This window comes from Aminobacter sp. P4_H6_2 (assembly GCF_056400805.1).
In genome coordinates, this window is sequence record NZ_JBFUKO010000088.1 from 1 (window position 1) to 13,883 (window position 13,883).

At 60.6% G+C, this 13,883-nt stretch carries 15 protein-coding genes; 3 read left to right on the forward strand and 12 right to left on the reverse strand.

Annotated features, from left to right (window positions below):
• The coding region (locus AC1DUU_RS09675; RefSeq protein ID WP_476783206.1) for a GntR family transcriptional regulator at positions 1-623 on the forward strand (623 nt) is incomplete at its 5' end.
• A gap of 34 nt (positions 624-657) precedes the next feature.
• Here the strand turns inward: AC1DUU_RS09675 and AC1DUU_RS09680 are convergent.
• Genes AC1DUU_RS09680 through AC1DUU_RS09705 form a run of 6 tightly spaced genes read right to left on the reverse strand, consistent with a single transcriptional unit; the run spans position 658 to position 5,655 of the window.
• On the reverse strand, positions 658-1,602 hold the full coding sequence (locus AC1DUU_RS09680; protein WP_476783207.1) for a branched-chain amino acid ABC transporter permease: 945 nt from the start codon (positions 1,600-1,602) through the stop codon (positions 658-660).
• Positions 1,603-1,609: 7 nt separating this feature from the next.
• The gene (locus tag AC1DUU_RS09685; protein ID WP_476783208.1) at positions 1,610-2,512 is read right to left on the reverse strand and encodes a branched-chain amino acid ABC transporter permease; all 903 of its coding nucleotides are present in this window, start codon (positions 2,510-2,512) and stop codon (positions 1,610-1,612) included.
• The gene (locus AC1DUU_RS09690) at positions 2,509-3,237 is read right to left on the reverse strand and encodes an ABC transporter ATP-binding protein (RefSeq protein WP_476783209.1); all 729 of its coding nucleotides are present in this window, start codon (positions 3,235-3,237) and stop codon (positions 2,509-2,511) included. Before AC1DUU_RS09690 ends, AC1DUU_RS09685 begins: the two co-directional genes overlap by 4 nt.
• Positions 3,234-4,025, reverse strand: a complete 792-nt coding sequence (locus tag AC1DUU_RS09695) for an ABC transporter ATP-binding protein (RefSeq protein WP_476783210.1) — start codon at positions 4,023-4,025, stop codon at positions 3,234-3,236. Before AC1DUU_RS09695 ends, AC1DUU_RS09690 begins: the two co-directional genes overlap by 4 nt.
• Positions 4,022-5,242: a pyridoxal phosphate-dependent aminotransferase gene (locus AC1DUU_RS09700; RefSeq protein WP_476783211.1), complete on the reverse strand. Its 1,221-nt coding sequence runs from the start codon at positions 5,240-5,242 to the stop codon at positions 4,022-4,024. Before AC1DUU_RS09700 ends, AC1DUU_RS09695 begins: the two co-directional genes overlap by 4 nt.
• On the reverse strand, positions 5,239-5,655 hold the full coding sequence (locus AC1DUU_RS09705) for a RidA family protein (protein ID WP_476783212.1): 417 nt from the start codon (positions 5,653-5,655) through the stop codon (positions 5,239-5,241). The genes AC1DUU_RS09700 and AC1DUU_RS09705 overlap by 4 nt, the downstream gene beginning before the upstream one ends.
• A gap of 704 nt (positions 5,656-6,359) precedes the next feature.
• Between AC1DUU_RS09705 and AC1DUU_RS09710 the strand changes: the two genes are divergently transcribed.
• Positions 6,360-6,602, forward strand: a complete 243-nt coding sequence (locus tag AC1DUU_RS09710) for a DUF1344 domain-containing protein (RefSeq protein ID WP_476783213.1) — start codon at positions 6,360-6,362, stop codon at positions 6,600-6,602.
• 130 nt (positions 6,603-6,732) lie between these two features.
• On the opposite strand, the gene AC1DUU_RS09715 is transcribed toward AC1DUU_RS09710, so the two are convergent.
• From AC1DUU_RS09715 to AC1DUU_RS09740, 6 genes are all read right to left on the reverse strand, one after another.
• The gene (locus AC1DUU_RS09715; RefSeq protein ID WP_476783214.1) at positions 6,733-8,523 is read right to left on the reverse strand and encodes an ABC transporter ATP-binding protein; all 1,791 of its coding nucleotides are present in this window, start codon (positions 8,521-8,523) and stop codon (positions 6,733-6,735) included.
• Positions 8,524-8,552: 29 nt separating this feature from the next.
• On the reverse strand, positions 8,553-8,912 hold the full coding sequence (locus AC1DUU_RS09720; RefSeq protein WP_476783215.1) for a Rid family hydrolase: 360 nt from the start codon (positions 8,910-8,912) through the stop codon (positions 8,553-8,555).
• Positions 8,913-8,939: 27 nt separating this feature from the next.
• The gene (locus AC1DUU_RS09725; protein WP_476783216.1) at positions 8,940-9,299 is read right to left on the reverse strand and encodes a RidA family protein; all 360 of its coding nucleotides are present in this window, start codon (positions 9,297-9,299) and stop codon (positions 8,940-8,942) included.
• Between the two features lie 35 nt (positions 9,300-9,334).
• Complete coding sequence (locus AC1DUU_RS09730; protein ID WP_476783217.1) at positions 9,335-10,189, reverse strand: ABC transporter permease; 855 nt, start codon at positions 10,187-10,189, stop codon at positions 9,335-9,337.
• 5 nt (positions 10,190-10,194) lie between these two features.
• Positions 10,195-11,199 (reverse strand): ABC transporter permease, encoded by a 1,005-nt coding sequence (locus tag AC1DUU_RS09735; protein ID WP_476783218.1) that lies wholly within the window; start codon positions 11,197-11,199, stop codon positions 10,195-10,197.
• 81 nt (positions 11,200-11,280) lie between these two features.
• Complete coding sequence (locus tag AC1DUU_RS09740; RefSeq protein WP_476783219.1) at positions 11,281-12,798, reverse strand: ABC transporter substrate-binding protein; 1,518 nt, start codon at positions 12,796-12,798, stop codon at positions 11,281-11,283.
• Positions 12,799-13,010: 212 nt separating this feature from the next.
• Here AC1DUU_RS09740 and AC1DUU_RS09745 point away from each other — a divergent pair, with 212 nt between their 5' ends.
• Positions 13,011-13,682 carry a TetR/AcrR family transcriptional regulator gene (locus AC1DUU_RS09745; protein WP_476783220.1) on the forward strand — a complete coding sequence of 224 codons (672 nt, stop codon included), beginning with the start codon at positions 13,011-13,013 and terminating at the stop codon, positions 13,680-13,682.
• Positions 13,683-13,883: the final 201 nt, after the last annotated feature.

Below are 13,883 nucleotides of genomic sequence, written 5' to 3' on the forward strand. Positions count from 1 at the left end.
CGCTGATGTCCGGCCATTTCGACCCGGGCCAGACGCTGACGATCGCAATGCTTTCGGACACGTTCAAGACGAGCCACATGCCGGTTCGCGAAGCCCTGCGTCGCCTCATCGCCGAGAACGCGCTGGTGGTGCTGACGACCGGTTCGGCCCAGGTGCCGACAGTCAGCTTGGCTGCGCTGGACGATTTGTGCCTGACGCGCATCGCGCTTGAAACACTTGCAACCAAACTTGCGACCGAGCGCTGCACGCCAGTCGACAGGCGCACCTTCCGCGCCCTTGTCGAAGACCATGAAGCTGCGGCCAATGACAGAAATCTCGAAGAGATGCTGGCGCGGAACCAGGAGCTGCATTTCGCCATCTACGACTGCTGCGGTTCGCCTGTCATCACTCAGTTCATACAGAGCCTTTGGCTAAGGTTCGGCCCCTACATGCGCATGCTGTCGGGTCACATCGAGCCGGTGCTGGTGTCCGGGAAATATAAGCCGAGCTCGCATCACCGCGACCTTATCGACGCGATTGACGCTGGCGACGGTCGCACCGCTGCCAAGGCGATCAAGGGTGACATCGAAACGACCCAAGCGCTGCTGCGCCGCTTGTGCAAGGAAATGGTCGATAAGGCCTGAAAGGGCCGGCGCGAGCGCCGACCCGATTGGCATCTCAGGCGGCGTGCCTTGAGGTGACCGGCTGTTCACCGATCAAGCCGCGGGGACGCAGCAAAAGCACCAGAACCAACGCCAGGCCAATGATCATGGCCTGAGCCGCGCCACCATAGATCTGGTACTGCTCGGGCAGGATTTTCGACGAAGCCGCGCCGATTGCGCTCCAGATACCCCAGACCACGATCGCACCCAAAATGGCACCGCGATTGTTGCCGCTGCCGCCAATGATGAGCATCGTCCAGATTTGGAAGGTCAGGATCGGGAGGAAGTCGAAGGGGCTGACGAAACCGATGAAGCTGGCGTAGAGCGCGCCGGCAAGCCCCATCAGCGTAGAGCCGATGACAAAGGCCTGGAGGCGAAAGCTGCGGGTGTTTTTGCCCAGTGTTTCAGCTGCGACCTCGTCTTCGCGGATCGCTTTGAGGACGCGTCCCCACGGCGACCGCGCGATACGCTCAAGTGCGAGATAGGCTACGGCCAGAACCGCCACAACGACGGCGAGATAGCCGAGATTGTTGGCGAGCGGGGTCGCAAACAGCCCGCGGAAAGGGTTGGGAATCGAAGCGATGCCCATCGTACCGCCCGTCAGGGCTTCGAAGTTGGTGGCGACAAGCTGGATGGTGACAGCGATTCCGAAGGTTGCGACAGCGAGATAGTCGCCCCTTAGCCGAACCGTCGCCAGTCCGGTGATGAGGGCAGCTAAGGCAACTGCGGCCATAGMGCCGATAAGCCCGACAATCCAGGGCAGCTCGAAATTGCCGAGAAGCTCAGGCCGCGCCGGCGCGGTGAGGATTGCGAAGGTGTAGGCGCCGATGGCGTAAAAACCAACGATACCGGCGTTGAACAGGCCTGTGCCGCCCCATTGCAGGTTGAGCCCAAGCGTCGCGATGCCCAAGATGAGTGCGACAGTGAAGAAGAATACGAGATACGAAACAAATCCGATCATCTGAGCCTCACACGCGTGCCGACCTGGAGAAGAGGCCCTGCGGCCTGAGGTAGAGGATAACGAGCAGCAGGGCGAAGGGCACCGCCGCCTTATAGCCGGTAGGGATGACCAGCGCCGACAGGCTTTCCGCGAGACCAACGATCAAGCCGCCGGCAACCGCGCCAAACAGGCTCCCGGTGCCGCCGAGGATCGCCGCCGTGAACAGCGCCAGCAGCATGTTGAAGCCCATCTCGGGGCGAATCTGCACAGTGAGCCCGGCAAAGACACCCGCGATGGCCGCAAGTGCACCGCTCAGCATCCAGGTCCAGCGCACCACCTTGGCGATGTCGATGCCGCAGACCTGCGACAGGGCCGGATTCTCGGCCATCGAGCGCATGGCGACACCGACACGGCTGAACTTCAGGAACAGGTGCAGCGCCACCACCAGCACCATGGTCAGCACCAAAACAAGTACCTGGTCGGGCATAAGGCGCACATTGGGCAGGACCTCTAGCGAGATCTGCAGTTCCTGGCTGAAGTAATGGGCGTCGGCGCCCCAGGCAAACAGCACGAGATTGCGCAGGATCAGCGCGATGCCGAAGCTGGCGAAGACCAGCGTCAGGCTGCCGGCGCGGCGCTTCCTGAGCTTGGAGAAAACCAAGGTGTCAGCGGCAACGGCAATCAGGCCAGTGCCGATGCAGGAAACAACGATGGCAACGATCAGCGGCCACCCGAAAGAGAAGGGGCCGATAGCCTGGCTGGCTGGCAGGAACGCCACAACCGCAAATGCGAGATAGGCTCCCCAGGTCAGCATTTCGGCATGGGCGAAATTGGCGAATTTCAGCATATGCGAGCACAGCGAATAGCCGATCGCCCCGAGCGCGAGGATGCCGCCGGTCAACAGACCGTCGGCGATGGCTTGTCCGATCATGATTTCCTCCGGAAGCCCAGGAATGCCTCGGCAATTGCGTCGTTGTCGAGCAGGTCGGACGCCGTCCCCGTCATATGGTTGCGACCCTCGACTAGGACATAGGCGCGGTCGGAAACCCGAAGTGCTGCCTTTGCGTTCTGCTCGACCATCAGCACCGCAACTCCGCTCTTGGCGAGACGACGCAGATCCTCGAGAACCTCATGAACGATCTTTGGGGCGAGACCCGCTGTCGGCTCGTCAAGCATGATAACGCGCGGGTCGGTCATCAGCGCGCGCGCCACTGCAAGCATCTGGCGCTGGCCGCCCGACAGCACATTGGCTGCGGCGCGGCGGCGATCGGCAAGTGCAGGGAAATGTTCAAAGGCGCGCTGCACGCGCTCCTTCAGCACGGAACGTGGCAAGGTGTGGCCGCCGCTGATCAGATTGTCCTCGATCGACAGGGAGGAGAACACGTTGCTGGTCTGTGGCACAAAACCGATGCCGGCGGCGATGATCTCGTGCGTTGGCAGACCGGAGATACGCTTGCCGCCGAGCTTGACCTCTCCGCCCTCGACCAGAAGCAGACCGGCAAGCGCTTTGAGAAAAGTCGACTTGCCAGCACCGTTAGGGCCGATGAGCGTGACAAGTTCACCGGCATCGATGGTGACCGAAATGTCGAAGACGATCGGCATGCCTGGGATGTAGCTGGCGCGTAGATTGCGCGCCTCGCAGACGGGCGTGTTCATGCCAGTTCTCCCACTGTCACGTCGCCGAGATAGGCATCGACGACGCGCTGCTCTTTCATCACGCCGGCGGGATCGCCTTCGAAGATCACCTTGCCCTGAGCCATCACCACGATATGGCGGCAGATGCGCATCACCATGTCCATGTTGTGCTCGACAATGAGGAAGGCGACACCGCGCTCGTTGAGCGCCACGATCTTGTCGATGAGGGTTTCGATAAGGGTAGGATTGACGCCCGCTGTCGGCTCGTCGAGCAGGATCAGCGGCGGATCGACCATCATGACACGAGCAAGCTCGAGTAGTTTCTGCTGGCCACCCGAGAGCACGCCGGCGAGGTCGCGCGCCTTGTCGGCAAGGCCGGTGAAGGTAAGCACCTCCATAGCCCGCTCGCGGGCGCGGCGCTCTTCAGCGCCGACCAGTCCACCACGGAACCAATTGTTCCAGAAATTCTCGCCCAACTGGTCAGTCGCCGACAGCATGACGTTTTCGAGCACCGACATCTCAGGAAAGGGCCGAGGGATCTGAAAGGTTCGCGCGAGGCCACTGCGGAATATCTTATCTGGCCTGAGACCCGATATACGCTGACCGGCGAAGATCACTTCGCCAGCGCTTGGCTGGACTTCGCCGGCAATGAGGCCAAACAACGTGCTCTTGCCCGCTCCGTTGGGACCGATCAGGCCAGTGATCTGGCCTGCCCTGACTGATATGTCGACATTGTCGACGGCCTTGAGAGCACCAAAGCTCCTGCCAAGGCCTCGGGTCTGAAGGATGACATCGCCGCCTTGCGTCATGCACCGCCTCGCAAGGGCTCGGTGCTTGCCGCGGTGTCGCGCCCATCCCACAGATTGTTGAAGAACCTAGACAGCCGGTCCATGCCTTCGTCCAGCCGTTCCAGGCTCTCGGAACCGAAACAGACGCGAAGATGGCCTTCGCCTGATTGACCGTAGAAGCTGCCAGCCTCGACGACCACATCTGCCTCGTCGAGGATCCTTTCCGCAAGCGCCTGTGAGGGAATCCCGAAGGCGGAGATATCAGGAAATGCGTAGATCGCGCCTTGCGGCAATGGGCATTTCACGCCTGGCATCTGGTTGAGGCGGCGGACGACAAGATCGCGTTTCTGGCGGTCTTGGTCGACCAGTTCGGCAAGGACTTCCGAAGGACCGGTGATCGCAGCACGACCACCGGCCTGGATAAATGTGTTGACGTGAGTGGCGTCGTTGGCGGTGATCTTGAGCAGCCCGGGCATGGCCCAGGCGGGTGCCACCATGTAGCCAAGGCGCCATCCATCCATGGCAAAGGATTTGGTGAATGCAAAAGCTGTGATGGTGCGCTCGGCCATACCGGGCAGCGCGGCGATGCTTGTATGCGCATGGCCGTCATAGACCATGTCTTCATAGACCTCGTCGGAGATGACGAGCAGGTCGCGCCTGATCGCCAGCTCGGCAAGACCTTCAAGTTCTGCGCGTGAATAGACGCGCCCGGTCGGATTGACTGGGTTTACCAGCACGATCATCCGAGTGCGCTCGGTGATGCTGCCCTCGATGTGCTCAGGCTTGAGCGTGTAAGCATCGGCGGCATCAAGCTGTACGAAAACCGGCTTGGCCCCGGCCAGTTCGATCTTTCCGATATGCTGGGGGTAGAAAGGGTCGAGCAGGATCGCCTCGTCGCCCGGATCGAGCAGTGCCAGGAAAGCTGCAAACGAGGCATGCGTCAGGCCGTTGGTGACCAGGATATCCGCAGCCGATACATCCATTCCGTTCTGGTTGCGCAGCTTTTCAGCCAGTGCCGCGCGGAAGCTCGCGGTTCCCTTGAGGTCGCTGTAGTGGACATCGCCGGCCTGAAGTGCCGCGATCGTCGCCTGCTTGATATGGTCGGGCGTGTCGGCGGATGGTCGCCCAAGTTCCAGATGGATGAGGTCGCGCCCGCTACCGGCGAGCGCCGCCGCCTTCTGATACATGCCGAATGATTTTTGTGGCGTCTCCGAGATACGCCGCGCGACCCGCTTCATTGTTCCACCTGACTGACATTTGCCGCAGCACCGACTTGGCGGCGCGCGATCACTTCGATCTCGACCTTGATCTCTTCGACGGGGAAACCGCAGATGATGGTCGTGTTGGTCGGGCGCGGATCGGCGAAGGTCTCGCCGAGCACACGCGAGACGGCCATGACGTCGTCGCGGCTGGCGAGATAGACGCGCACCGAAACGATATCGCGCAAGCCGGACCCAGCTTCGTCCAATGCCGCAGCGATGATGTCGAGTGAGCGCCGCGCCTGGGCTTCCGCTTCGTGCGCAAAGCCTCCGATGGAAGGGTCATGACCGGCCGTGCCCGAAACGAAGATCCAGTCCCCGTCGACGAGAGCGCGGGAATAGCCCGCGAGTTCCTCGAAGGGAGAACCGGAGTAGATCGCTTTTCTTGTCATCGGGCACCTCAAGTTCATACGCTCATTTGATCAAACCATCATCGTGATTATAGCAAGTTTGGGGACAGATCAACCGCCTAGGCGCGGCCYCAAGCATTTTGGCTTTGGCGGAGAAAGGCGCGGATGAAGGGAAGGATTGGCGATTGGCACTCAAGCCGAAACGCAGCCAGCCGATTGCTGGGTCTGGGACGCATTCAGTGCGCGCTATACATTGCGCGACGTCTCCGACGACACCGCTTGATGATCTTCAGCGATGGTGGTGTTTCCAGTGACTGGAAGATCGACGGTCTTTTGGCGCCAAGCTGCATGCGTCGTCGCAGAAAACCTCTGATCGGCAACGAATCGATAGCTCTCGCACCCTCACGAGCGATGGCCAGATGCCCATGTATTGAGGGTGACTATTGCTGAATTTCCGAGAGAGTTCTGCCAGGAAAGCCATCAGCGACAGCTTTGCATCAGCACGCTTGACTTTCCAGTAACTGGAAAGGGCAGCTTGTAACAACGGCTCCAAAAGCCGCCAACCAGGAAGGAAACGGCATGCTCGGCTGATAATCGAATACGGCTTGCGGCCAGTCTGCAGGCCCACATCACCGGTCATCAGACCGAAGTCAGATCCTTGCGAAAAACATTGGCGTGGACAATCCCGGCATCAGCGATGCCGGGTAGCGCCCCTCCATTGATCAAAAATAGAAGGCACACCTAAAATGAAGAAGATCCTCCTCATTGTCGCACCTCTCATTCTTCTTGCAGGCGCGGCACTCGCATCCTCCCGCGACGGCGTTATTGCCAAATACAACCACGATGTACGTGTCATCACTCTCGAGAACGGCAGAAGCTACACGGTGCCGCGCGACGTTGCCTTGCCCCCACTCCAGGCAGGCGAGAAGGTAACGATCATGTTGAACGGCGAAGGAGACCGTGTGACTGACGTGCTGAAGTCGCGCTAGTTGGCTCGGCCCTGAGCCTCCCCCAAGAAAAGCGCCACGGGGACTCCCACCCGTGGCGTTTGGCCCCGCGGCTTGATAGGTGCCAAACGAATGGAGCGTTCGCGGCCATGCCTTATGCGGCGTGCCCAGACTACTCCAGCCGGGCGAAGTGGTCGCGACTAATTGTCTTCATCGGAATTGCCTCGTGGCGATAGTCGACGGGCCGGATCGGGCTTTTGAGTTCGCGGGCTGCCAGCGTACGCTCACGGCGCCGGTCGGGGTGGACGATCGGCACGGCATCGAGCAGGCGGCGGGTATAAGGATGCGCGGGCGATTGCAGCACGGCATCGCGCGGTCCGATCTCGATGATCTCGCCCAGATACATCACCGCTATACGGTCGCTTACCTTTTCCACCACGGCCATGTCGTGGGAGATGAAGAGGATGGAAATCGCAAACTCCTCCTGGATCTCGGCAAGAAGGTCTAGGATCTGCGCCTGGATCGAAACATCGAGGGCTGAAACCGGCTCGTCGGCGATGATCACCTTGGGATTCAGTGCCAAGGCACGCGCGATGCAGATGCGCTGGCGCTGGCCGCCGGAAAACTGATGCGGGTAGCGGGCGGCCTGTTCCTGGGTCAGGCCAACCCTGTCGAGCAGGCTCATCACCCGGGCGCGGATAGCAGCCGGTGAGCCCATATTGTGGATCAGAAGCGGCTCGGCGACGATCTGTTCGACGTTCATGCGTGGATTGAGCGACGCATAAGGGTCTTGGAACACCATCTGGATGCTCTTGCGCGTCTCGCGCATGTCGGAAGAGCCAATGTCATTCAGCTTGCGCCCCTGAAGCAGGATGTCCCCCGAGTTGGCATTGATCAGGCGCATGATGGTCTTGCCTGCGGTTGACTTGCCGCAACCGCTTTCACCGACCAGAGACAAGGTTTCCTTGGCCCGCAGGTCGAACGAGACGTTCTCGACTGCATGAACGTTGGCAACCACGCGTTGGAAAATGCCCTGGCGAACGGCGAATCGCGTCACCAGATTGCGGACGCTGAGGACGACATCGGCTTCATCCTGCGTATCGACAGCATCTGTTGGGGACTCGCCTTCAGCCGCGTCATTGCGCATGTCGCCCAGCTTGGGGGCGGCATCGAGCAGCCGGCGGGTATATTCATGTTGCGGGGCGTTGAAGATCGAATGGACATCGCCCTGTTCGACCACTTCGCCGCGCAGCATGACGACAACCTTGTCGGCGACTTCGGCGACGATGCCCATGTCGTGGGTGATGAGCAAGATCGCCATGCCGGTTTCCCGCTGGATGACCTTCAAGAGCGCGAGGATCTCCGCCTGAACCGTGACATCGAGGGCCGTCGTCGGCTCGTCGGCGATCAAAAGGTCGGGTTTGCAAAGTATCGCCATGGCAATCATGACGCGCTGACGCATGCCGCCGGAAAGCTCGTGCGGATATTGCTTCAGCCGCCGCTCGGGCTCAGGTATCCGCACCTGCTGCAGAGCCTCCAGCGAAATACGATCGGCCTCTGCCCGGCCGACCTTGCGGTGCCGGATGACCACCTCGGACAGCTGCGCGCCAATGGTCAGCACTGGATTGAGCGAGGTCATCGGCTCCTGGAAGATCATGGCCAGCCTGTCGCCCCGGATCTTCTGCGCCTGGGTTTCGTCGAGGCCAAACAAGTCGACGGTGGCACCGACCTTGTCGCGCAGGGTCGCGCTGCCGCGGACGATACGGCCGCCCATGAAGTGTACGAGGCGCATCACCGATTTGGCAGTGACGGACTTGCCCGATCCCGATTCACCGACAAGCGCCACCACCTCGCCACGTCTAATGGCGAGGTCTATTCCTTTGACGGCGAGATCCTGTTCCGCGGCTCCGTCGAAATGTACGGCGAGATCGGTAATCTTGAGCAGTTCTTCAGTCACGTTCATCTCCAGGAGCCGCAGGGATCAAACCGTTGTCAGCACGCCGCGTAGGCGCGGATCTCGACGGCACAATCGCGCCGTGCCGCATGACCGGTGACAACCGACAGTGCCGGAACGCCTTCGGGATCGATCCAGTCGTTCCAGACTTCGCAGAAGGCATCATACTCGGCGATGTCGAACAGCCACACCTGAACCATCAGGATCTGCTTGCGCGATGATCCGACGTCCTTGAAGTGCTGATCGATGATGTTGAGGATCTGCAGCGACTGTTCCTTGACGTCACCGCTCTTGTCCGGTGCGGTCAGGCAGACCGATGCCAGCGTGTTGGAGGCCTTGCCGAGGCAGATCGTGGGGCGCCCCGGCCCATGCACGCGACCGATTTCTCTCAGTTCCATATCTGTCTCCCTATCTGTGCGCGTCGTTCAAGCCCGGTAGGCGATGACGACGGCCTCGACCAGGCAATCGGAACGATAGAGCTCGCCGCTGACGCAGGTGCGTGCTGGCGGATTGGCCGGATCGGCCCACTCGTTCCACACGGAATTCATCGCACCGAAATAACGCATGTCCTTTAGCCAGACATGGACCACGAAAATCGACTTGTGGTCAGAGCCGGCGGAGGCCAACAGACGGTCGATTGTGCCCAGCACCTCGCGGGCCTGTTCCTTGATGTCGCCACTAGTGTCGGTGGCGTGGACACCAGAGAGGAAGATCATGTCATTGTGGGTGACGCACATGCTCTTGACGGCGCCGTCGGTCTTCGCGGTTTCGAAACGTTCGATCACAGCGGTCTATCCTTCTTTTGTTGATTGAGGGCCCGTCACTTGGTGCGTAGACGAGGATCTAGGTGGGTGCGCAAGACATCGCCGAGCAGATTGATGGCAAGCACTGTGCAGAAGATGCAGAGGCCGGGAAACAGCGCCATCCACCATGATGTGCTTATGTAGGCGCGGGCATCGGCCAGCATGCCGCCCCATGTCGGGGTCGAAGGAGGCACGCCAAGCCCGAGGAAGCTAAGGCTCGACTCGGCGATGATCGCGGTTGCCATGGCGAAGGTGCCGACGATCAGCGCCGATTGGATGAGGTTGGGCAGGATATGCGTGCGCAGGATCCTGGCGTCGCTTGCGCCCAGTGAACGCGCTGCGACGACGAACTCGCGTTCTCGAAGTGTCAGAGCCTCCGCCCGGGCAAGGCGGCAATAGGGAATCCAGCGCTGCGAGGCGAGCGCAATGATCAGGATGCCGAGGCTCTGGCCGAGGAAGGCGACGATCGAAATCGCAAGCAAAAGCGGGGGAAACGCCCAGACCACTTCCAGGAATTTCTGGATGGCGGAGTCGATGCGGCCGCCATAGTAGCCGGAGACGACCCCAAGCGTCACGCCGACGACACCGGAGAAGGCAACGACCGCAATCGCGATCATCAGCGAAACGCGGGAGCCATAAACGATGCGGCTAAGCAGATCGCGACCGACATGGTCGGTGCCCAAGAAATGGGGGCCGGTCAATTGCGGCGGCGTCATCGCAAGCATCAAGTCCTGACGATTGGGATCGAACGGTGCAAGCAATGGCGCAAAAACGCTTGCCAGCAGCAGGAGGACGATCACCGTCAAGGCAAAGGCCGCTTTCGGGGTCTTCATGGCCTTCGACAACTGACGAGCTTTCGGTGAGAGGGCCATGCTTGTCACCTCAGCCGGATACGGGGATCGACGACCGTGTAGATCATGTCGATGAGAAGATTGATGAGCACGAACAGCGAGGTGTAAACGAGCACCAGCCCGGTGATCAGCGGAAAGTCGCGGAAGGAAATGCCCTGTAGAAGCAGGTAGCCGATGCCTGGCCAGGAAAAGACCGTCTCGACGATGATGGCGCCACTGATCAGCGTGCCGAACTCCAGGCCGATGATGGTGATGACCGAAATGAGCGCATTGCGGAAGGCATGGCGCCACAATACGACGCGGCCGGACATGCCCTTGGCACGTGCCGTCATGACGTAGTCTTCCTGCAGGTTTTCCATGACCGAGGCACGGGTGATCTGCATGATGATGCCGGTCATGTTGGTGCCGAGCACGATGATCGGCAACGTCAGATGGCGCATGGCGTCCCACAGAGCATCCCAGCGCCCGGCGATCATGGCATCTATGGTGAGGAAACCGGTGACCGGGTCGACTCCCATGCCCCATGTTGCCCGGCCACCAGACGGGAGCAGGTTGAAGATGCCGGCGAACAGCAAAATGAGCAGGATGCCGAGCCAGAAATTTGGCAGCGAGATGCCGAAAAAGCCGCCGACCGACCCGACAGTGTCGATGAACGAGTTCGGGCGGCTCGCGGCCCAAACGCCAAGTGGCAGGCCGACGATGACGGCAAGCAGGGTCGAGTAGACCGCAAGCTCAAGGCTTGCCGGCAGGCGCTCGAGAACCAGGTCCATGACCGGCTCGCGGTAGCGGAACGATTCACCAAAATCGCCCATCACCGCGTTTTTGAGAAACGTCAGATACTGGATGTAGACCGGCTGATCGAGCCCCCACGCGGCGCGGATGGCCTCGCGGACCTGTTCGGTCGCCTCATCGTCGACGAGCATATCGACAGGGTCGCCCGGAGCGACATGGATCAGCGAGAAGATGAGAAGCGAAACCATGAGCAGGACCGGAATGGTGCCTGCCACGCGCTTCAGCGTGTAGCCTAACATGGAACGACCTGCGGCTCGCGAGGAGAAGGATAACGGGGTGGGGCAAGGTTGCCCGCCCCGTTGCGACTGGCGATCGGCGCTTTAGCGGAGGTGGATTTCCCAGCCGTTGACGCGGTCAGCCTTGCTCGGCTTGAACTCCACGCCCTTGGCAACGCCCCAGGCCAACTGGTGCAGCCACAGGAAGCAGGCTGGTGCATCGTCGGTGATGGCGGCCATCGCCTTGGTGAGCATGGCGACCCGCTTTTCAGGGTCGAATTCCCGACGCTCAGCCTGGAGAAGCGCATCGACTTCAGGGTTGGAGTATTGCAGGCGCGGCGAGGCGCCGGTTTCGAAATACTGGGCTAGAGCTGGCGATGGATCGAGCATCTGTCCGCGACCCATATAGTAGAAAGGCGTGTCGCCGCGCTGCACATTCGTCCACAAGGTGGCCCATTCCGGCGATTGCAGGCGCGGTTTGAAGCCGACTTCTTCCAGCATGGGAATGATCGCTTCGGTGATCTGGCGGTCGGCGATGTAGCGTCCGACCGGGGTGAACAGATCAACCTCGACGCCGACAGCGCCGGCCTCGACGAGAAGCTGCCTTGCCTTTTCCGGATTGTAGTCAATCGGAGTGACGTAGTTCGGATCGTAGCCCAATTGGCCCTTGCCGACCGGGCCGTCCAGGAGGGTCGCCCGATTGCCGAGTATCGCCCGGGCGATGCCCTCGCGATTGATGGCATGGCACACCGCCTTGCGCACTTTCGGATTATCCCATGGTGCGGTTTTCGGGCTCATCGCAATGAACATCATCTCGGCTGAGTCGACGAATTCGGCACCGGCATTGGACATCTGCTCGACGCGGCTGACCAACTGGGGCGGAATGCCTTGCGCGATCTGGATTTCGCCGTTGGCGAGCGCGGTGACGCGCTGCTCGGGCTCCGCCATCATGCGGTAGATAATGCGCTTGGGGTTGGTTTGGCTGATGAGTGGATGGTCGTCGACCCGCTCGATGACGATATGGCTGCCGACACCGATGTCGGCCAGGCGGTAGGGACCTGCGCCAATCGGATACTTGCGGTCGGCTTCCTGGGCGCCGTGCTCGTCGAAGATCTTCTTCGAGGTGATCTTGAGCGTCGCGAGATAGCTCGGAAGCGTTGCCATCGGCTGGGTGGTGGTGATCCTGATCCGGCGGTCGTCAAGCGCCTCCGCCGATGCGATATACTGGACGGAGGCTTGCGACATGCTCTGCGGGTCGTTGCGCGAGCGCTCGATCGAATGAAGGATATCCGCGGACACCACCGGATCGCCGTTGTGGCGCTTCCAGTCCGAGCGCAGGGTAATGATCCAGTGGAGATCGTCCTCGACGGTGACGCTTTCAGCCAGGAACGGCACAAACTTACCGGCTTCAAAGTCCCAGCGCATGATGCAGCCATAGACCTGGCACCAGATTGATCCAACGAGCACGATGGAATCCGCATAAGGATTGTAGCCGGAGATCGCCTCGGTAATGGCGACTGATATCTGCCCCGGCTCCAGCGCCCTTGCCGGGCCTGCCGCGACAGCCGCACCGAGCGACGCGGCACAGCCGATCGCAAGAATCCTCTTGATTGCCTTGAGCATGTTCTCTCCCCCGTTTCGCTGCCGGCTCGCTCCCTCCTTGGGCACGATGAGCCTCGCTGCATTTCAACCACCGTCGCCAGCCGAAGGTGGGTTCCTCAAATTATGTAAGTATGCTATTACTTACTAAATGGGGAGTCAATTGTCCTCTTCAGCGGATGCTGTAGAAATTGCTCTAGGAATTGCGTCATGCCCGGTTGCAAGGAAGTTTGTGAATGAACGAGACCACGAGGGGTGACGAGGGTGCCAATCGTCCAAAGTCGCGCAATGCGGTGGCAACGCGCGCATCGATCCTGGAAGCTGGGCTGGAGGAATTCTGCGAATACGGCCTGAGCGGCGCCAGCACGGCACGCATTGTCGAACGCGCCCAGTGTAACATTCGGATGCTCTATCACTACTTCCAGAGCAAGGAGCTGCTGTACAGAACTGCGATCGAGCACGTCTATGCCAAGCTGCGTGCAAGCGAGGCCAAGCTCAACATTGCCGACCGGGAGCCGGCGGACGGGATTCGGGCGCTGACAGCCTTTACCTACGATTACATGGCAGCGAACCCCGAATTCATCAGCATGGTTGGTGCTGAGAACCTGCTCAAAGGCGCATTCATCCAAGAGATCGAAAGCATCCCACGTTCGTCGCGACCGCTCATCGACTCGATCAGGGCGCTTCTGACAAAAGGGGAAAACGCTGGCATCTTCCGCCCGAATGTCGATCCGACCCAACTCTATATTTCAATCGTCGCCCTGAGCTTCATTCACATCTCAAGCCGCTATACGCTGTCGGTCACCTTCGGGCTCGATCTTGCCGCGCCGGACTTGCTGGCCGAGCGAAGGCAACACGTCATCGAACTGATCATGACCTATCTGAAGCCACCAGGGCTCGGAGCATAATCTGGGCCGTCACTTCCGAGGAGCCCGTGACCCCGCTTGTCGGAAAGTGGCTTGCGCTCCGCCTTGTTTCCACCGATCACGTTGGCGAGGACGTGATTAGGTTGACGTACGTTCCAGCTTAGTCGCGCCTCTCGCCAGGACTGTGCCCACTGCAGCAGGCCGGTTGGGTGGCCGATCTGGTCCTGCTGGTGTTCGTTGGGA